Genomic DNA, 21,191 nt, shown 5'->3' on the forward strand with positions numbered 1-21,191 from the left:
TCTCCAAGGACTTGAAAGCATTGCTTCAAATCCTGAGACCAATTGTTTGACTTCAATAGAATTTCATGAATTGAACTTATGACCTCAAGAAATTGCCGTTGTTCTTCAATACCCCTTTCCTGGTTGTACCTTTCAGTCAGATCAATTGCAGTTACAATTTCAGCTTTTTTACCATCAAAATTTATCAGATTACTCTTGATCTGTACGTGAATGACACTTCTATCCTTCTTTTGATGTCGGAAAAGCCCCTGCATAAAGGTCTCGGTTCTAGAACGTGCCTCTTCTACTGCATTTTCTAATTTTGGAATATCCTCTATGGGCCGTATATCCTTGATCGTCATTTTTAAAAACTCCTCTTCTGTATACCCATAGTGACGGACAGCTTCCTGGTTAACTGACAGAAATTCATAAGTTTTCAGATCATAAATCCACATTGGAAATGGAGCCAGATCAAATATTAAGTTGTAAGATTCGGGATTTCTTATGGTCAAGTTTTCAACAGACATTTTTCCTTATTTATTATAAAAGGTCGGATACTGCAAATATATCAATCTATAATTTAAATAATTGAAAAAGGTATTAGAAATACTGACAAATAAACGAATAATTATGTGTCTTTTTCTAAAAAAAAAATTCGATATCCAAGTAAATTAAAATAATAACGCTATAATTTTGGTAGCAAGGAAATTGAATAGTTGTTGGACAATATTTTAAGTGCATTATAATCCCCAGACTGAGGTAGTAATTACGCAATAGTTAACCCCTTTCTATATACAGTATTATTAACTAGAGTCAACTATTAAAAAGGTTTTATTCAACTGAAAATCAGTAGTTTAACACTTATTTGAAATGATATTACCACAATACTATCAGATTTCCATTAAACTCGTGTAGCACACTGAAATTACACAATAAATAAACAATGTAAATATTTCAAGAACTAAAATAAATAAAAAATAATTAATTTATTTTCGCATGCTAAAATTGACTCAAGATACATAATAGGGTATTGACAATGCATTTATTTTTTACAATCTTCTAAAACCATGAAATTGAAAGTAAAAATCAGCAACTCCTTTTATATAAAACTAAATGATTTTCACAAAATGTAATTTACATTTCAGCCCAATTTAATATTATTTTTTTGAATATAATATTAAAATTATCTTATTCATCTTGATATAATTGTCTATTTATAGACATCATACATACATTAAATTTTAAACTTGATTATGAGATTTTATTTCACATACATTTGAGCTGTGCATTTTCAATAAAGATGATTTATGTCATCCAAACAAATGCTTTAAAAACCCTCTAATACAATTAAACTATGAAGATCAATTACAAAATCCTCCCAGCCATCGCTCTACTTGTAGTAGGTCTTGCATTCAGTGCGACTGCGCAAACTGGCGATCCAGTAGAAGGAACAGCAACTGCAACTGCTACTATTATCACTCCATTGACGCTTACACATGTAGCTGATATGAATTTCGGAAATATCACGGCTACAACAGCTGGAGGAACAGTGATACTAGCTCCAGCAGGCGGAAGAACTGCTTCCGGTGTACAGTTACCTGGAACTACAGGAACTGTGGCAGCTGCTTCGTTTACCGTTGCCGGAGAAGCGAGTTATGCTTACACGGTTAATTTGCCTACTGCGCATACAATAACCAAAGCAGCCAGTACAGAAACAATGTCACTAGGAACCTTTACTAGTAGCTTGGTAGATAATACAGCTTCCCTGGACGGTACTGGAGCTGGTGCGTTTACGGTAGGTTCGACTTTGACTGTTGGTGCAAGCCAAGCAAGTGGTACCTATACTAACGCGACAGGTTTTACAGTATCTGTGGTGTACAATTAATCACCAGTAAATTTTATTGAATGTACCCCGAGGGATTCCTCGGGGTACTTTTACCATTAGAATATGAGCATACATATGAAATACGCAGGATGGTTGTTTGGAATGTTGATACTCCTTACGGATTTAAATCAGACCTATGCTCAAGGGGATTTGATGATCTATCCAAGACGCTTGATATTTAGTTCGAATCAAAGGTCAATGGACATTACCTTGGCCAATTCAGGATCGGATTCATCTTCTTATGCTTTATCTTGGAAAAATTACCAAATGTCTCCTTCAGGTCAGTTTATAGAAATTTATGAACCGGATTCAGGACAGTTTTTTGCCGAATCGGCACTCCGTTTTTATCCCAGAGAAGTTACCCTTGCCCCGGGAGAATCTCAAAAAGTAAGAGTTCAACGGATCAATAGCAGACCTATGGCAGCAGGGGAATATCGCAGTCACCTGGAGTTTAGATCAAGCAAACCCATGGAATCCATTCAGGCGCCGCCAACAACGGGTGTCCAAGAAGGAATCCAGACCAAACTTAACATGCATTTGGCTATCACTATTCCGGTTATCATGGAAATAGGAGATATCCATGCTCAAGTGACTCTAGACAATGCGATACTTGTTATTTCGGAAGACAGGAGACACAATCTTCAATTTGATATCAATCGAAGTGGCAGCAAATCCTCATTTGGAGATTTTATCCTTTCTCACAAAAGCCCTGATGGAAAATTAACTCAAGTGGGTCTGGTAAAAGGCGTCGCTGTGTATACTCCTATAGGAAGCAGGCGCTATTCAATTCCTTTGGCTATTGAGGAAACTGATATTTTGAATTCAGGAACATTACTTCTTGAATATGTTTCTCAAAAAAGGCGCAGGGAAGTATTGGCAAGTTTGGAATTTCCACTCGCTCAGTTACAGTCAAAACTAAACTAATGACCTCTAGGCATTATGCTAAAAGAAAATTAACATTTCAGTCATTAGGATTTCTTTCCTTTTGGAGATTTCTTTTGTTCATTTTCGTAAGTGTACTCCCTATAGTTTCAGAAGCGCAAATTCAAATATATCCGGAAAGCCCGCTCAACTTTGGAGATATGATCCTTTCAGAGACTAGCGGGACAGTGACTATTAATCCCGCGGGAGATCGAACTGCTACCGGAAATATCATTTTATTGAACAACTCTGAAATCAATCCTTTGATTTTGAGTGTGGAAGCTCCCTATGGGTCTAATATTCAGATCCAATTTGGCACTGAGCAATTACTTTACGGATCAAATGGAGGGCAGCTAGGACTAACTCTAAATGCCTCAAATCCTGTTTCCCCTTTTACCAGCTTGGCAACACCACCCCAAAGGACAACAATTTATATTGGGGGCACCTTGTCACTCGGAACAAGATCTACTTCTCCTGCGGGAGTTTATTCAGGATCGGTAACTCTGGTTTTCATACAGGAATAAATCAAACTACTGAATTTCATGGGAAGCCAAAACATGCGCAGGTTTTTCAAAAAACCCAGACTGGGGATTCTGACTCTTGGGTATATTATTTTTTTTCAAGCATTACCTCATTCCGCCTTATCTGAATCTAGGACATTTGATCACGTTTTGATTTCCTTAAGAGCATCAAAACTAGGAACCAGCGAAATCCCTGGATTGATTGAGGGGCAGACACTCTATCTGTCTGTCACTGACCTTTTCGATTTTTTAAAAATTAAATCCACATCTATATCTGATGGTATAATTGAGGGATATGTAATGGATCAGAATGATGTTTATCACATCAATTTATACGAAAACAAGATTACCTATAAGGACAGCATTTATATTCTACCTGCAAGAGCATTACAGCAGATGGACGGGTTTGTTTTCCTGAATTTAAACTCCTTTGGGGAGGTGTTTGGCCTATATTGTGAGTTTGATTATAGAAGTTTGGCTGTTACCCTCAATACTGAATTGGAACTACCAATCTACAGACAAATCCGTAGAGATTTGATGCGGAAAAATATGGGAATAGGCCAAATTGACAACGCAGATACAGTCCTTCGCAATAAATATTCACTACTAAAGTTGGGAGGCCTTGATTGGGATTTATCCATGAATAAATGGGTTGGACTGGCACCAAAGGAGGAAGGAGAATCTAAAAACTCATCAGTTCCGTCACGAGGATCATTGAATCTAGGAGGGGAGCTTGCTTATGGAGATTTTCAAGCGAGAATCACTTGGTTTGGCAGTCCAAAACTGGATTATAGAAATTTAAATTTTAGGTGGAAAAAAGTCCTGACTAATCAAAAAGTGCTTTCCCAGATTACATTGGGAAGGATAAATGGTGTATCATTTTCTTCGATTTTTCAGCCGATCACTGGAGTCACCCTTACAAATGCTCCTCCTGTCGCTCGAAAAGCCTTTGGGTTTCACACCATCAGGGATTTTACACGCCCTTTTTGGATAGTGGAGCTCTATCTCAACAATGAACTAGTAGACTTTGTCAAAACTGACGAAAGCGGGCTTTATCTTTTTGAATTTCCACTGAATTACGGAACCAACAAGCTTCAACTGAAATTTTATGGTCCCAATGGAGAGGAAGAAATTCAAGAGGAATCCTTGTTTGTGCCCTTTATTTTGCTTCCAAAGAAGGAATTGATTTACCAGATCAATGCAGGAGTGGTGCATGGCTCGAAGTTTGAAAAAATTGTGAATGCTCAATTAAATTATGGATTGACAAAAACAATTACGCTTGGAGCGGGATTAGAGTATTTTTCAGGATTGGGAGATCGTCTCTTAATACCCAGGCTTACATCCTCCACTAAGCTTGGGAAGAATATGATGCTTTCTTCGGAATGGTTGCCTGGTCTCCAAACATCTGGAGTTTGGAATGCCCGGACAAATAAGGGAATAGTCTTAGATTTGAGTTTTGAAAATCTAAAAGAAGGCCAAGAAGCATTTCCACAATTGAGGTACCTGAGTCTCTTGAGATTTTCAGGAATGATTCCCTTTAAAACAAAAAGAAAAGTCTACAGCTCGAGAATCAACCTTACGGAGTTTGTTTATCCCAGTTCTATAATCCAAACTCTCCAATGGTCAATAAATGGAGATCTATTTGGTGCATTTTCTAATTTTTCCACTTATGCATCAAGATATAACGGGGAGATTTTCCTAACCTCCACACTTCAGCAGACTTACAGATTACCCGCTAATTGGCGTTTGAATGGTAGAGTTCAAGTCAATTTCCAAAGGATGGATTATAGTAATCTGATGATGGGATTTGAGAAGGCCTTATCTAGGGATCTTCGAATAACTTCTTTTTATCAGACTGACTTTAAGATCCGAAAACCGCTTATGGGATTTAGTCTTAAGTTTAATTTGGGGATCTTTCAAGGAGCTACCAATTCAAGGCTACAAGGAGACCAATTGCTGATCAATCAATCATTGATGGGTTCAGTATCGCATGATGAGGTTAGCCGGAATCTAACTTTCTCCAGCAGATCAGAATTAGGCAGATCCACATTAATCATCCTCCCATTTTTAGACATCAACAACAACGACATAAAAGATAAAGATGAACCCTACCAGTTTGAACTGTCGGTAAAAGTAAAAGGAGCTAGTCCCTCCAAGGATCCCAATTCTGGAATAACCCGTATCAAAAATCTAATTCCTTACGAAGATTATCTCATCGAGCTGGATGAAAATTCTCTTGCAGATATTTCTTGGAGACTTGACCACAAAAAGATTCAACTGAATATAAAGCCCGGAAACTCTAACAAACTGGAAGTCCCAATCAAGGTGGTACATGAAATCGAAGGGAAAGTATTGCTAAACAATGAAGCTCTAGGAGGGATAAAGGTTCAGTTTTTTAATCATCAAAATCGACTGATAAAAGAGGTTGTTTCCCAGCGTGACGGCTCATTTTACTATTCAGATTTGAAAACCGGTAGTTATACTTTTCAACCTGATACTAGCCAGTTAGAAACACTGGGAATGACTTGGCATCCAAAAAAATCATATATCCAGTTTGAGGAAGGTAGCCAAGGAGAGTATAGTTCGGGCTGGGTGATAAAATTGTCAAAAACATAAAACGTAAAGCTATCCAAGAGTAATTAGAGAGTTTGATGATAACCTACTTATTGCAAAATCCGATGATGATGACCTCCTACTAACGATTTATGCTGACCCTTTTCCGCTAACAAGATCTTGCTCTACCGGAAATTATTTAGGGCCTGCTGAAAAACTCAAGCCGCCCAAGTTATAAAACCCAGTCCAGATTCGCAGTTGGACTGGGTTTTTGATTTCAGAGAGACAGGCGTTGTTCTTATACCGGAATTAAGCTTGTAATTCAGCCATTCCCATGCTGAAAAACTCAGACATACCAGTGCCATCCCGGCCAGTTTGACCAGGTTCAGCACTAGGATTATGGAGGCAATCCAGGATTGGCTGGTGTTTTTGAGTCTTGCCCTGATCCGGTTCATTCCGTATCCGTTTTTGGCCTGACCAAACTTCCCCTCAACTGGGTTCCTCTCTCCGGGTCTTACGTGGTTTGCCACTGCCTTTGCCGAAGGACGGCCTAAGGGTTTGGCCGCCAGTCGGATGTTTAGGTCCTTCAGCCACTTCCTGTTTGTCCTGGTACAGTAGATCTGGTCTGCCAGTACTTTTTCAGGATAAAAGCCGAAACGTTTTCTGTAATTTTCCACATAGTCTTGCAGGTGGCTCCCTTCGTTGAAGGCATCCCAGGAGATGGTATCCAGAAACGAAAACCCGTCTACCAGACTCAGGTGGATCTTGGCTCCGAACTCGGTCTTTGCCCTGGCCTTCCCCCGGACGATGGGGCGGATATGTGGCTGATCGATACTGACTATCCTATGCTCCACCTGATGAATTCCGGCTTCAAACATCTTCAGCTGCTGGGCATATACGGTCTGGATGATCCAATACCTGCGCTGCAGCCGAGGAGACAACGGAAACAGGGTAAAGCCATCGAGCTGTTTTTCAATCGTTTTGAAGTTCCTCCTGAGGTATTGAAGCTGGGATTTGATGCCTTTGAGGATGACTTTCCTAGAGGGGTTTCTATTTTGGGCTACCTTCAAAAAGTACTTTCTGGCTATTTTACGGTAAGTCCGGGGCTTCTTCCCCTGTGGATTTTCCGCATGGAGTTCATCGATGATCGCTTCTGTGATCTCCCGGGATCTGTTCAGCAATCCCACATCGGTGGGATAGGCTATGTCCTGGGGACAGGCAGTGGCGTCATAGATTACTTCGCCTTTGTTGGTGCAGGCTACCGCATCCCCATCGGGACAGGGAGAGGCTTTATCTTTTTTTTTACAGTGCCGGCCTTAGAAAATTTAGGAATCTTACCGTTCATCTCAGCGAGCAGTTCTTCTCCGAGGCGCTTTCTGACATCCACAAACAGCGAGGCATCGAAAGGTGGTTTTTTGATATAGGAACTGTAGCCGAGAAAATATTGCAGGTACATGTTTTCGGTGATCTGGGTGACCGTCTCCCGGTCGTCCAGGTTGAGCATGTGCTTGATGATCACCGCCCCGATCAATACTCTGGGGTTTAGCGCAGGCCTTCCTGTGGATTTAGGCGGATTACGTTTGTTGAATAGGTTTACCAGCCCGTCCCAGGGAATCTGTGAACTGAGCACAACCCAGCGGTTGGAGGGATCCAGACCATTATAAAAAGGGGTTTCAAATCCTGAAAAGGAAAGTTGACTTTGGCTGGTGTATTCGCTGCGTGGTGCACGCCTTTTGGGAGTCTTTTGCATAGTTCCTTGCACTTGGCTTCCCTTAATTTCTAAATATAATCCCTTGATTCAATCATATGCCCACTTTTTTATTTTCTAAGCAGACCCTAATTACTATTCAAAATTTCGATTATGTTATTACTGTTTAATGGTTTGTGATAAAATTTTTTAACGCATGAATATTGTTTGGCTCTTTCTATATCACTCTTGTCTATTGATGATGACAAAATATACAGTGTAATGTTTTGGTAAGCGCTCAATTGGCTGGAATCTATTTCGTCCAAAAAGCCCCATCCGTCTAAGACGGGCATGTTCAAATCTAAAAGAATAATACATTTGGAAGAAGCTTCAAGATGGTCTTTTAATTTATTCAAGCCTACTTTCCCGTTTTCGCAGTGAATAACAACTAAAGGACTATAAACTTTACCCATCATCTTCTCTACAATTAAACGAAGGAGTGGGTCATCATCTATTATGAAAACAGTTTTATTCATTGTTTCTATTTAGTTGGATATATTGAGATTCTTCTGTGATCTTTCTTACGATAGCATCCATTTCATCAGAAGAAATTCTTAATTGATTGAGCCAAAACGTCAAATCATCCAAACTATCCCGTTGAGTTTCAATTAAATTGATAATTCCCAAAATTCTTGATAGCGGAGCTCTTACTACATGTGATTGTGTCCAGGCAATGTTTTTTAATTTTTCATTTTGTTGTTCAATCGTTTTGACATGATCTATGATGGTTGTTATGTCAGTAGATTGCACAATGATGCCTTTTCTGCCTGTATTGAATATCATTTTTTTTAAGGATAATTCAACCTTAATCTCCTCTCCATTTTTCTTCAGTTGTGTAAATTGGTTATTAGCGTTCTGAGCAGGGATATCCACCAGTTTTCCTATCAATAACTCACTTTCTTGAGCCGGATGTAAATCCATTAAAGTAAGTGATAGACATTCATCAAGCGAGTATCCGTACTTTTCAATTGTTGCTTCATTGACATCTAAGATTCTAAAATTATCTGGATGCAGCAGCCACATAGGCTGTGGGCTAAGGTTGAATAGGCTTTTGTAATTTTCACGCTCTCCCTCTAACTGGCTTGTGAAATTCTTTCTGGAAAGTGAGAAATCGATACTTTTTTGAAGTAAACTTGGATTAATTTCATCCTTGATCAAAAAGTCATATACACCTAGTTCGATACTTTGCCTGGCAAGGTTTACATCCCCGTATCCTGTTAATACAATTATTGGCGTGTTTTTACAGATTTTCAACATTTCGTTGATGAGTTCAATACCGCTTAAACCGGGTAAATTTAAATCCAATAAGATTGCAGTGTATTCGTTGTTCTGTTGTATTAAGTCTTTCTTCGCGGCATCAAAGTCAATACAATGTTGGATATGTATTTTTTTATAAGATTCAATTAAAAAATCCTCTACCAAAATAAAGTCTCCCTCATTGTCTTCTATGACCAAAACGGAAAGATTGCTATTCTTCATATTCTATTGCGTATTACATTATTCAGATAATACTGATAGCTGCAACCAAAACTCTTCAATTTTCAGAACAGCTTCCATAAACTCTTCCATTTCCAATGGCTTTTTCACATAGCTGTTACAGTAGTTTTTGTATGCCTTTTCAATGTCTTTTTGATTGGAGGAAGTAGTGAGCATAATTACCGGTATTTTTTTTAAGCTTTCATCCTGCTTAATATCTTCTAATACTTCCAGCCCATTGAAGATGGGGATATTAATGTCCAATAAAATTATATCTGGTCGGTGAGCATTGGAGAACTCTCCCTTTTGGTATAAAAAGTCCAAAGCTTCCTGCCCATTTCTGGCAACACTAACTTGAGTCACTACTTTGCTCTCTTCAAATGCCTCAAGTGTGAGTAGAATATCGCCTTCATTGTCTTCTACAAGAAGGATATGTGCTAATTTTAAATTCTTTGTGTTCATATAATCTGATTATTTGTTTTTTGCAATTGTAAAATAAAAAGTAGTGCCTTCGCCCACTTTTGATTCAAGCCAAATCTCACCTCCAAGGAACTCTACACTCCGCTTGGCAATGGATAGGCCAATACCGGTACCATCGTATTTCTTTCTATTGTGAAGCCGTTGGAAAATGACAAAGATTTTGTCGTGGAACTTTTCATCAATGCCAATTCCATTGTCTTTTACAGCAAACTCCCACAGGGTCTCTTTTTCTTTAGCAAGAATTTCAATGCGGGGGGGAACGTTTTCTTTCACGTACTTTAAAGCATTGTCAAGTAAACTATGAATAACCTGAGTCATGGGTACCCTCATCGTTTGTAGAATGGGAAGCCCGTCAAATGTAATTGAGGCAATCTTTTCAGCGATCACTTTTCTTCTCAATTGCGTGTATTCATCTACGATCTCATTCAGGTTTAAAGGCTCAGGCTTGCCGACAGGCTTGTTGACACCGGAGTAAAGCAATAAGTCCAGAATAATCTGTTTCATCCATTTGGCTCCATCGGTAGCAAAATGAATGTATTGGAGGGCCTTATCTTCTAATTGATCTGCATATTTCCGTTTCAACTTATCCATAAAACTGGTGATCATTCGAAGAGGTTCCTGCAAGTCGTGTGATGCAACATAGGCAAACTGTTCCAATTCCAGATTCTTAGACTTCACTTCTTCGATCGACTTCTCAAGCTCTAAATTTGTTTTATGCACAGATTCGAGCAAGTGATTTTTTTCGCCTAAAATCCCTTCCAGTTTAGAAAAAAAGAATGGTATTATCAATGAAAAAACTGCTGACATAAACCACACATTTGAAGAAACAGCAATCCACTCCATCACATGGTTTTCATGATTGGCCTGAATTTCAACAAAATCATAATGAATTAAAAAGCCATAAATAACACATAAAATAAGTGTTAGAATGAATGGTGCAAAGGTTTTTTTGCTAGGAAATAGAAGTAAGCTAAGAATAGTACCAGAAAGTAGATAAGCCAACCCTGGCCCAAAATTCCCTAATTCTATTAAAAGAACAAAAGCTGTCAAAAACAGCAATAAAATCAAGAGTATTTTTCGGGTTTTGACAGATAGAAGAGGAACATAGCCAACAAAAACCAATATCAACAAACAAAAAACATCAAACCACAAGATAAAATAGTTTTCGATTTGGAGGCAAATAACTATTGCAGGAACTATAGCCAACAAACTAAGTGGTGCCAGAATAAAAACAATTTTAGCAAAAACCACATCGCTCCAATAGGCTAATGTTGTGATATTCTCAACTTTGGAAATACAATTACCTTCTACAATTCTCTTTAATTTATTTATCATTATTTATTTAGCAATCGTAAAATAAAAAGTAGAGCCCTCTCCCACAGTGGATACAAGCCAAATTTCACCACCTAAGAACTCAACACTTCGCTTGGCGATGGATAAGCCAATACCTGTACCATCGTGCTGATTTCTGTTGTGTAGCCGTTGGAAAATGATAAAGATTTTGTCGTAAAACATTTTATCAATGCCAATTCCATTGTCTTTTACAGAGAATTCCCAGTAGGTCTCCTTTTCTTTGGCAAGTATTTCAACGCGAGGGGGGACTTTTTCTTTCACATACTTCAAAGCATTGTCGAGTAAACAGTGAATAATCTGTATAAGTGGTGCCCTATAAGTCTCCAATACAGGTAGAACATCAAAAGTGATAGCCGCATTTTTTTCAGCAATGAGTTTTCTTCTCAACTGAGTATATTCGGATACGATTTCCTTTAAATCTACCTCTTGAAGTTCTTCGGATGGTTTGTTGGCTCTGGAGTACAGCAATAAATCCAGGATAATCTGTTTCATTCGTTTAGCTCCATCCGTAGCATAGTGAATGTATTGCAATGCCTTATCATCCAATTGATCAGAATATTTCCGTTTCAATTGATCCATAAAGCTGGAAATCATCCGTAAGGGTTCCTGCAAATCGTGTGAGGTGATAAAGGCGAATTGCTCCAATTCTTCATTGGAGCGCTCCAGTTCTTTTGCGTGACTTTTAAGGGATTCATTGATCTCCAGAAGCTCTGCTTCCTGTTTCTTCAGTTGGGTAAAATCTGACAAGGCACCCAACATGCGAATGGCCTTGCCTTCCTGATCCCGTAGAATAATTCCCTTGTCATATACAAAAGCAAAGGTGCCGTCTGCTTTTTCATAGCGGTACTCCCCCGACCAGATGGTGACATTTTTATTATCGATAGCTTCAAACAGGGTTTTTTCCACTTGCTCAAGGTCGTCCGGATGAATATGGCTGATCCATGATTCCAAGGTAGGCGTTATCTTATCTACTTCATACCCAAACATAGTTTTAAAGCCATCCCCCCAAAAAAGCGTGTTTTCCACGATGTTGTAATCCCAAATGGCATCATTGGTGGCCCGGGTGATGATTTCGAAGCGTTTATTGGCCTCCAATAACCGGATGTCGGCCCTTTTCCTTAGTGTAATATCCTTAAAGTAGATGGACAAGCCGTTTCCCGAAGGATATACTGTAACTTCTATCCACATATCCAAGGTTGGGTAATACTCTTCAAAACTGACGGTTTCTCCGGTGTCCATAGCCCGGTGGTATTGAATGTAAAAATCGGTGTCAATGGCATCAGGAAATTCCTTCCATAAGTTTCTGCCGAGTACATCCTCTTTCTTTTTGCCAACTACTATTTCCGCCTGCTTGTTCCAGTAGGTTACTGTCCAATTCTCATCTACGGCAAAAAAGGCATCCCCAATACTCTCCAGGATTTCATTTTTTTCTTTGAATGCCTTCACAAGACGCTGATCTGCCTCTTTCCTCAGTGATATATCACGGAAAAACACGCTCAGTCCTTCTTCGGTAGGATATGCATTTACCTCTAACCAAACTCCGTAATAATCTTCAAATGTGATGGCTTTGCCATGTTCTAGCACCTTATGATAGTTTTCGTAGGAAGGGATCTCTATAGCATCAGGAAAAACATCCCAAAGCACACGGCCTACCAAATCCTCTCTTTTCACCCCGATCAATTTTTCGGCAGATTTATTCCAATACGTAACCGTGAAGTCCTCTTTCATGGTAAAAAAGGCATCTCCAATACTTTCGATTATCCGGTTCTTTTCGTCATGGGCCTTTAGCAGATCCGCTATGGCCTTTTTGTGCTCATCAATGTTCTTGAAATAGGATGATATGCCTCCTTTTGAAGGATAGGCGGTAAGCTCATACCATGACCCATCTCCAGGATAGAGGTACTCAAGGTTTTCGGATTTGCCCGTTGAGGCCACTCTTCTATACACATCTTCCAGAATAGTCCCTTTGGCAGGAGATAAAATTTCCCAAATATTTCCACCCAGCACCTCATCTGCACTTTTCTTCAAAAGGTTTTCAGCCTCCCGGTTGAAGTAGGTAAAATTCCAATCGGCATCTACGGAATAAAATGCGTCCGATATACTCTCGAGTATTTCCGTTACCCTAAGCTCATTGGATTTGGCTACTTGAATATCCTGAAAACTGCCGTATATTCTTGTGCTTTTACTATTAACATGCTCGCATTTACCGATACAGCGTATCCATTTTTCTTTTCCAGACTTTGTGATAATGAGTAATTCCAGATCAAACTCCTGCCCCGTTTCTATCAATAAATTAACAGCCCGCTGAATCTTTTCTTTATCTTCAGCAGCATAAAATTCAAATCCACCTGTCAAGGATGGATTGTAGCTGTCATCCACTTCCAAAATCTCCCGTGTCATGGGTGACCAATACATGCTGTCATCTTTCTGGTCGACCAAAGTCATTTCCCAGCTCCCAATTCTCGCCATGTTAGTGGCCTGACTGAGCAATTCCTCCGTTCTTTTTTCTTCCGTGATGTCCAAAATCAAAGAGTTAAAAATAACTGTTCCATCAGCCAGAAATTCGGGAGATCCGTGTCCTATATGCGTTCTGATTTCTCCTGTTGGCAAAGGATATTTCCATGTGGCATTCCAACGGCTTTTATTCCGAATCGAATCAGCAATACTTCCTTTGACCAAATCCAGATCCCCACCTGCCTCTATTCGATCCCAAATTAGCTGATTATTCGCCATTGCCACTTCGGGCTCAAATCCCCAGATCGTTTTTGCCCCCTTGCTTACAAAATTGAGCTCATCTTTTCCCTCTGGATAAATCACATATTGGAATACAACACCTGGTACATTATCCGAGAGGTTTATTAGCCGGGATTCTACCTCCTTTCGCTCTGTGATATTTTCACAGATAGCCACTGTTTTTATAGGATTTCCACCCTCATCTCTAATAAAGGCCAGATGAATACGAACCCATATAATCGATCCGTCTTTTCTAATATGACGTTTTTCATTGCGGTATTCAATTTCTCCCCGGGCTGCTTTGCTAAACAAATCCCAGTCTTGTTTCCGATCATCAGGATGGGTTAGCTCTGTAAATTTCATTTGCAGCAATGCCTCATGGCTATAACCCGTCATTTCTTCAAAATAAGAATTGGCGAATAGAATCCGTCCATTTGCAGGAGATGCCTGAACAATCCCCAAGGAAGCAATTTCGAATATCGTCCTGAAATTGGCTTCACTCTCCCGAAGAGCCTCATCAAATGCCTTTCGATCATGGATATCCTGAAAGCTTCCATAAACCCGAATACATTTTCCATTTAGAAATTCGGGGTTTCCAATAACCCTCACCCACCGTTCATTGTTTTTTGCCGTGACCAATACAGCTTCAAAATTGAAGGGAGTTCCATTAGCCAAACAATTTGAGACCTGCTGCTTAACCGTTTCCCGAAAATCTTCCCGATAAAAATGAATGCCAGTCTCCAAGTCAGGAGTGAAGCTAAGGGGATCAGTCTCATGCAATACATGCACCATATCTGTCCAAAAAAGCTTATCATTAACTACATCAATCTCCCAACTACCAATCTTTGCAAGGGAGGAAGCCTGTTTATTGAGCTCGCTTAATTTTTTCTCCCGGCTGATGTTCTTTGCTGAGGCATATATTAACCCCTCTTTAACCTCAGAATTGCAACTCCAGTTTAGCCAAATAATTTTGCCCGATTTGGTAATGTATCTGTTTTCAAATTGAAAAGTGCTTGCACCTTTTTCAAGCTTCTCCAATTCATTGAAAGAAACATGTTTATCTTCAGGATGAACAAATTTCTCACAGGAATGAAACAGGATTTCATCTTCTTTATAACCTAACAATTCACAACCAGCAGGATTCATTTTCAAGAATCGTCCATTAAAATCGGCAATACAGATAATGTCTGGAATGGCTTGATATAAGTGCTTGAGATCATTCTCTAACCTCTTTCGGTTGATTTCTGATCCAATAAATTTTTCTAGTCTATTGAACGTTGGTTGATATTGCTCCAAATAATCCGACTTCCCCTTGGTGCTGATAAGCAAAACGCCCACCAATTCATTATTAAAGGTCAGGGGTATTCCAAGCATGGCTTGAAGCCCAATATGAGTAGCCCCTTTTTTTCGGATGAAGTATTTATTTATTTGTTCATCATCCCAAAGGATCGGTTTGCCTTCTTGCCAAACTTTCCCCGGCAATCCTTCGTTCTTTTGGAATGAAACTCCCGGCTCAAGTTCATAGAAATCATGGTTGTGAGGTCTGCGACCCATTAATTTGATTTGGGTCTGCTCCATATTAAGGCACCAGAGTTCTATCAAGTCAAACTTACCGAATGCATAAAGATTTTCACATAGGCGGTTGGCGGCCGGAATCAATTCCTCTTCATTGTTGAAGCTTTGGCTGATCTGATTGAGCAATTCCTTTTTTGCTTCTTCTTCGACTTTTTCCTTCGCATCCCGCGCTACACAGTAGATCAGTTTGGACGTTTCATCCCTGCGAATTGACCACAAATTATAGGCGATATCTCCATTTTTATGGCGGAATCGATTTGAGAAAGATTTAACATCTCTCCCAGCCATAATTTCAACAGCCACCAGATCTATTTTTTCGAGATCCTCCTCAATAATCAGGTCTCTGTAAGGCTTGCCTATCAGTTCTTCAGGATGGTAGCCCCAATGATCAGAGGAAACAGCACTCACAAATACAAATTTCCCAGCTTCATCAATGGTACAGAAAACATCCAATGAAGCATTCATCAGTTGATTTGCATTCGATTTATGTTTGACTATCCATGTAATATCTGTCGAGCGACAGGCCACAGTTTGAATTTTACCAGGTTCATCTAGGATGGGGGAGAAGGCAATATGGCCATACTGCATCTCTTTGGTTTCAGGGTTGTAGATAGGTTCCTCGGTTTCAAAATACTCTCCTAAAAGCGCCCGCTGGTAATAAGCTTTCCATTTTTCAATATACCCCTCTCCAAAACCTTCGACTAAGATGGGAGTATTCAGTTCTTTCTCCACTCCTCCTACTTCCTTCATCATGTTTAGGTAGGCTTTATTGGCATAAACCAATAATAAATTACGATCAACTACCCAAACAAGGTCTTTGGTTTGGTCGAGTAAAAGGTCGCTATAGTGATTTTTTTTCATCGGGTGAAAATATCTTAACTACTTCATTTTGTCTAAGGAGACTTATGTTTTGATTGTTATACTTGTAAATAACGGCAGTTCGTCTAAAAATCTCCATTTATTTAAACTGTCGTCCTTTAGGTGGTTATTTTGCTTGGTTTTAGGCCGCACTCAGAAAACTATTTGAATCCCAGTCAAAAATCTTAATAACTAAAAGGCTTGTGCAAGAAAAAGAATAAAATAATAGAAAAGCATACCATAGTACAGGGTATTTTTACTGCCTCATCCCATCCTTCTTCCCGATACGCTTCTGCTCCCGAATCACTTTGTTCTCGGGATTGAAATATCGGGACAGGCTCCCCGCAATACTGCGGGGCAGGCATTTAGGAGAAGGCGATTGTGATATTGTATTTTTCAAGCTAGTGCTTCCACTAGCTTGAGTGGTCCCCGGATTTAAGCCCGGATGGGTGTGATAAAAGTTGGCTGTTCTTGGCTGTTAGTCTTCTACTAAAAGGCTTGTGCAAGAAAGGGAATAAAATGATACCAGAACATACCCTGTACTGGGTATATTTTTGGAAAAATGGGAGAAAAAGTGAAGGAAGTGCGGTGTTTTAATCATTTTTATATTCAATTCCAAAATGTTGTAAATATTCCTCTATTGGTTGTAATCCAATTTCAGCTCGCCTTTTGACCTACTATGGATAAATTAAAGTTTGGTTGCTGCGATACTTTTGGGATCCCTCCTGCGGCGGACAGGCAATAGTATCTCCTCCTGAGGCGGACGGGCAAAAATCTTCGCCCGAAATCAGCTTTGAATTGCCTTCGGACAATTCATTTATTGGATCATAGTCCGGCTAAAAACAAACGGATCTCCTTCGCCCACTCAGGAGCTGGTTGTTTTTTAACGCCTTCACCACTCTACAGCCTGGCCAAAGCCTAAATTCTTTCACCGAAAGAATTTTCAACGGCTTGTTCTCCAATAAACCAGCTGCTTCCAAGGGCATCGTCCTTCACACTAAACTTAGGTGCTGAATCTGAACTGTCTTGTGGAGGTGGTTGAGATGGAACGTCGAGTAATCAACATGCCTGTTGAAACGAGTGGGATTTGGAGCAGATTCACGGTAGTTTTCAATTCGACTAGATGAGCAGTCTGAAGACTGCATTATGCTGGGTCCAAGCCTGCCTACCGGTCAGGCAGGTCAAGAGACTTGAACCAGATAGAGCCGTTCGTGATGACACGAACGGCGGCTATAATTTTGTACTATCCCTTATATGAAAAACAGCGTAAGGGCGAATAATCATTCGCCCCTTTATAAATTGAATCTGGCCTGAAAGGTCCAGCGATGGGTGGAGCCCATCGCTATTTGTGCATCACCTAATCCTAGCCCTGAAAGGGATAGATATTTCTGTAAATGACCTAAAATTAATATCTAGATTCTGGAGCATCTATCACTATTTTCATGTGATTATAATTGTTTTTCAATGGTCATAACCTGTCCCGAAAATCGGGATGGAATCACGCTAATGATAATCATTTCTCCATGTATTGCTTTCAACATGCTCGATTTCTCTGATACTTTTGAGACCAAAAGTATCCAAAAGTCTTGCTGCAATAATGCTTCTCCCCGCATACCAACCGCCTGCCTCGCTATTGCAGCCCCCTCCCCGCCCTAAACACGAGCGTTTCTGCTATTTGAATAGCTAAAGATAGATATAGTGGTCTTCTCCTGTTACTGGTGCAATAATGCCAAGACAGATACTTTTACTGAGGAGGAGTCAATTGCATACGTAAACACAAGTCTGAAGACTGAGCTAGATAGGAGTAAACGGAATTACAAATTCCTGGAATATGAGATCGGGATTGCAAATCCCGATCAGCGTGGAGAACTACGGTGATTTTCATTTCGAGTGGAGTTGGAAGAGCAGTCTGAAGACTGCATTATGCTGGGTCCAAGTCAGGAGACCAGATAGAGTATAAGTCTAGGTTGGGATATACCTTAAGCCAATCTATGCCGTTCGTGATGATACCAATGTGGTGTAAGGGCGAATGATTATTCGCCCTTACTGAATAAAGTGGTAAAAACAAAAGCCCCGATTTTTATCGAGGCTTTTTAGGATGGGAAGTGGTATAAAAGCTAGACTGTCAATGTCTTCTCTTTTACTTGCTGTCTTATGGTCTGCATATTCATGGACCTCATTCCATATTCGGTTTGCAGCCTTGCAAAATGACTTAAGATTTCGTCCAATTCATCCAGTGAACTTTCGGGACTTGCTCCGAAATTATGTGGGTGCCACCAGAGATGATAGACTTCCTTATGCTTAGCAGCATATTCCATTTCTGATTTGATCCGCAGTAATCGACTTTTGTTCATTAAGAAATTATGCTGCTGCTGGGGACGGAGAATTCTGGATGCCGGTAAGATCAGCGGCTCATTCTCGACTACTTTTATTTCGTCCAAGGAATAAGATGTCTTTGCTCCAACCTGAAAAAAACAGTCTGCTGAGCGGAAAAATTTCTTACTTAAGTTCTCATGCTGGGTTTCCTGCCAGAACCAGTTGCGGGGATTGCCACGCACAACATTATACCCTTCCTCCAGACAGATACCTAAATACAATTCATTGATGTGGTTGCGGGGAAAAACCAAGGATTCCAGCGTTAGGCCAAATTTATCCTGGGAGATTTTCTGGGTAGCCTTTAGGTCCTCACGAAACTGTTCAGGGCTTTGACCACGCATCAGTGTATAATAATGCGCATAGGAGTGTGAGCCTAATTCTTGTCCGGGAGTGTCTATTATCTGTTGGATTAATTCTGGGGCAAAATGAACCTCTGGTCTGATTCCATGTTTCTTTACCCACTCATAGGCAGAGTATTTTCTATCCCTGTATGAGGGTAAAAACTCCGGTGAGTAGGTGCGCCACTCTTCCTCATTTTCTGCAAATAGCATCCCTACTGTGGCCCAGGTGGCCTGGATATTTGCTTTCGCAAACTTCTCCAGCATAATGGGGACAATCTGTCTGGTATTTAAGAAGTATGAAGGCTTGTAGTCAGTGCCTACTTTATCGAAGATTCCCCAGAGGAGTTCGAAGTCTAAGGAGATGGTGAAGATGCCGGGGGACATGGGATTTGAGATATTGGGAGGTTAAGAGATTTAGAGATTTAGAGATTGGGAGATTGGAGATTGGGAGAATGGAGATTGGGAGATTGGAGATTGGGAGAATGGAGATTGGAGATTGAGAGAATGGAGATTTAGAGATTGGAGATTGGGAGATGGAGGTTCTTTACTCTCTTATTCTCTTTTCTCTAAATCTCTATTCCCTTCTTAAACTGACTTCTCTTCCACCAACTCCCGATTCCGCCTCTCCTCTTCCACAATTCGATTAAAGATTTCAGCTCGCTTTTTGATGCGGGTGGTTTTTTGCCAATCCATAAAGGCAACTACCACAAAGAGCATAAAGTACATAATCTGCGACTTCTGTCGGATGATGATTCCGAGATTAGACATCACGAAGGTCATGGAGATGGAGATGGAGATAAATACTACCGCCGACATCTTTACCATGGCCGGTGCAATTTTGATATAGGTAATAAAATCCTTATGAACTATTTTGCTAAACATGTAGATGTAAAGCGCATTCTCAAAGGAAATCGCAATACCCAAGACATTTGGGGAATCTATAAATAATGGCCTAAACCAGAAAGTAAATAGCTTCATAGGCATGCTATAGGATCCCATATCTACTCCCGAACCAGAAGACTGCAATCGTCCTCTATTTAACGCAGACTCCTCCTCAAAAGAATCAATCAGATTATTGGGGTCATAGCCTAGATAGGTAATTAAATCCTCATAAACGAAAATACTCATCCCTATAGCAAAAAAAACGACGAGATACTTCTGATATACAGGCACCTTTTCTTTCCCAAGAACAAACCCCACTCCCATTCCTATCAAAATAGCGAAGAGAATATGGGGTCTAACCATATAAGTTAAGAAACTCCCAAAAGCTATATGTAGGTAACGCTTTGCCGGCCAGGAAAGACCATAAACCAAAAATCCTATTCCTGCAAAAATCACAGCCCCTTTTCCCAGAGAAGCTGTCCAAAAGTGCATATTGGGAAGAAACATAAATATGGTAATGGCATCCCAACCTTCAAACTTAGGGTTGAATCGCAAGTTCTCTTTAAAGAATAGGTAGAAATAGACAAAGCCCCAGAAACCCAACCAGGTGGTCAGGAACATCATCATGTCGTAATTGAACCCAAACCAATTAATCCATGGAAAGGCCATCCATTCTATAAAATCAGTTCCCTCCGCAAATGCATCAAACCAGTTTTTCCAAATTTTAGTTTGATGAAAATAATTTACAGAATCTGAGCGATTAAACTGGGCATAGGCCCAATACACCAGTCCAAAGAACATGTGGTACCAGAAGATCTGGTTAAGCATACCTGCCTTTACCCATTTGTGCTCACGCTGGAGATTGCCGAGTATGGGTTGGCTAATGCCGAAAAGAAGGAGGATAAGGACTACAGCGCCGAGCAAATTATATTAGAGATTGGGAGATTGGAGATTGGGAGATTGGAGATTGGAGATTGGAGATTGGAGATTGGAGATTAGAGATTGGAGATTGGAGATTTCACCCCTTTCTTGAATTTTTTACATGTTCTCTCTTTAGGTAGAAAATGAAGCCATTTAGCACTTTGAGAGTTTCAATAATCATAGACCTGTTTTTTAAATAAATGTCTTCAGAAATGTATTCTTCATCTCTGGCCTCGATTAAATGATCTAAAACCTCGGAAATTGATCCTCTGGAATTATAGTAGAATTTATTACTATCCAAATAATGGAATCTACCCCAGCCTTCAGCAATATTTGCAGTTACAGATCTGACTGCTCTAATAAGCTGAGATTTCAGCTCATATTTTTCAGATGAAGGAAAATTACTTATTACTTCCTTTTTAATACTCTTTTTTAACTCATAGGCTAACTGCCAACATTTAAGGTTTTCAAAAGTCTCGGATCGTTCCATGGTTGCTGATAGTAAAAATGAACTTATTGCACTAAAATAATGAATCTTAGTTAAATGGAGATTGGGAGATTAGAGATGGGGAGATTGGAGATGGAGAGAT

Annotated in this window: 16 protein-coding genes; 5 read left to right on the top strand and 11 right to left on the bottom strand. The window is 39.9% G+C overall.

Annotated elements, in window-relative coordinates:
• The coding region (locus SYJ56_RS23490; RefSeq protein WP_323838526.1) for a PAS domain S-box protein at window positions 1-506 on the bottom strand (506 nt) is incomplete at its 3' end.
• 827 nt (window positions 507-1,333) lie between these two features.
• Here SYJ56_RS23490 and SYJ56_RS23495 point away from each other — a divergent pair.
• From SYJ56_RS23495 to SYJ56_RS23510, 4 genes are all read left to right on the top strand, one after another.
• Entirely contained in the window at window positions 1,334-1,864 is a 531-nt protein-coding gene (locus tag SYJ56_RS23495) for a DUF4402 domain-containing protein (protein ID WP_323838527.1), read from the top strand.
• A gap of 63 nt (window positions 1,865-1,927) precedes the next feature.
• Complete coding sequence (locus SYJ56_RS23500; RefSeq protein ID WP_323838528.1) at window positions 1,928-2,788, top strand: fimbrial biogenesis chaperone; 861 nt, start codon at window positions 1,928-1,930, stop codon at window positions 2,786-2,788.
• Window positions 2,788-3,309 carry a DUF4402 domain-containing protein gene (locus SYJ56_RS23505; RefSeq protein ID WP_323838529.1) on the top strand — a complete coding sequence of 174 codons (522 nt, stop codon included), beginning with the start codon at window positions 2,788-2,790 and terminating at the stop codon, window positions 3,307-3,309. Before SYJ56_RS23500 ends, SYJ56_RS23505 begins: the two co-directional genes overlap by 1 nt.
• A gap of 18 nt (window positions 3,310-3,327) precedes the next feature.
• Window positions 3,328-5,922: a hypothetical protein gene (locus SYJ56_RS23510; RefSeq protein ID WP_323838531.1), complete on the top strand. Its 2,595-nt coding sequence runs from the start codon at window positions 3,328-3,330 to the stop codon at window positions 5,920-5,922.
• Between the two features lie 155 nt (window positions 5,923-6,077).
• Here the strand turns inward: SYJ56_RS23510 and SYJ56_RS23515 are convergent, their stop codons facing one another.
• The 9 genes from SYJ56_RS23515 to SYJ56_RS23555 form a co-directional block, all read right to left on the bottom strand.
• On the bottom strand, window positions 6,078-7,046 hold the full coding sequence (locus tag SYJ56_RS23515; RefSeq protein WP_323838533.1) for a transposase: 969 nt from the start codon (window positions 7,044-7,046) through the stop codon (window positions 6,078-6,080).
• A gap of 71 nt (window positions 7,047-7,117) precedes the next feature.
• Window positions 7,118-7,609, bottom strand: a complete 492-nt coding sequence (locus tag SYJ56_RS23520) for a transposase (RefSeq protein WP_323838535.1) — start codon at window positions 7,607-7,609, stop codon at window positions 7,118-7,120.
• Between the two features lie 86 nt (window positions 7,610-7,695).
• Window positions 7,696-8,082 (bottom strand): response regulator, encoded by a 387-nt coding sequence (locus SYJ56_RS23525; protein WP_323838536.1) that lies wholly within the window; start codon window positions 8,080-8,082, stop codon window positions 7,696-7,698.
• A complete protein-coding gene (locus tag SYJ56_RS23530) occupies window positions 8,075-9,085 on the bottom strand; it encodes a response regulator (RefSeq protein WP_323838537.1) in 1,011 nt (336 codons plus the stop codon). The genes SYJ56_RS23525 and SYJ56_RS23530 overlap by 8 nt, the downstream gene beginning before the upstream one ends.
• An 18-nt stretch (window positions 9,086-9,103) precedes the next feature.
• Window positions 9,104-9,544, bottom strand: a complete 441-nt coding sequence (locus SYJ56_RS23535) for a response regulator (RefSeq protein WP_323838539.1) — start codon at window positions 9,542-9,544, stop codon at window positions 9,104-9,106.
• Between the two features lie 9 nt (window positions 9,545-9,553).
• Window positions 9,554-10,897 (bottom strand): sensor histidine kinase, encoded by a 1,344-nt coding sequence (locus SYJ56_RS23540; protein WP_323838541.1) that lies wholly within the window; start codon window positions 10,895-10,897, stop codon window positions 9,554-9,556.
• 3 nt (window positions 10,898-10,900) lie between these two features.
• Window positions 10,901-16,084: a PAS domain S-box protein gene (locus tag SYJ56_RS23545; protein WP_323838544.1), complete on the bottom strand. Its 5,184-nt coding sequence runs from the start codon at window positions 16,082-16,084 to the stop codon at window positions 10,901-10,903.
• A gap of 2,114 nt (window positions 16,085-18,198) precedes the next feature.
• The gene (locus SYJ56_RS23550; protein ID WP_323838546.1) at window positions 18,199-19,182 is read right to left on the bottom strand and encodes a polysaccharide deacetylase family protein; all 984 of its coding nucleotides are present in this window, start codon (window positions 19,180-19,182) and stop codon (window positions 18,199-18,201) included.
• 201 nt (window positions 19,183-19,383) lie between these two features.
• Window positions 19,384-20,481, bottom strand: a complete 1,098-nt coding sequence (locus tag SYJ56_RS23555) for a hypothetical protein (RefSeq protein ID WP_323838551.1) — start codon at window positions 20,479-20,481, stop codon at window positions 19,384-19,386.
• On the opposite strand from SYJ56_RS23555, the gene SYJ56_RS23560 reads away from it, so the two are divergent.
• On the top strand, window positions 20,482-20,679 hold the full coding sequence (locus SYJ56_RS23560; protein WP_323838554.1) for a hypothetical protein: 198 nt from the start codon (window positions 20,482-20,484) through the stop codon (window positions 20,677-20,679).
• A 19-nt stretch (window positions 20,680-20,698) separates the two neighbouring features.
• Here SYJ56_RS23560 and SYJ56_RS23565 read toward each other — a convergent pair whose 3' ends face one another.
• Window positions 20,699-21,091 carry a four helix bundle protein gene (locus SYJ56_RS23565; protein ID WP_323838556.1) on the bottom strand — a complete coding sequence of 131 codons (393 nt, stop codon included), beginning with the start codon at window positions 21,089-21,091 and terminating at the stop codon, window positions 20,699-20,701.
• Window positions 21,092-21,191: the final 100 nt, after the last annotated feature.

Origin of the sequence: Algoriphagus aurantiacus (assembly GCF_035156405.1) — a bacterium.
Classification (GTDB): domain Bacteria; phylum Bacteroidota; class Bacteroidia; order Cytophagales; family Cyclobacteriaceae; genus Algoriphagus; species Algoriphagus aurantiacus.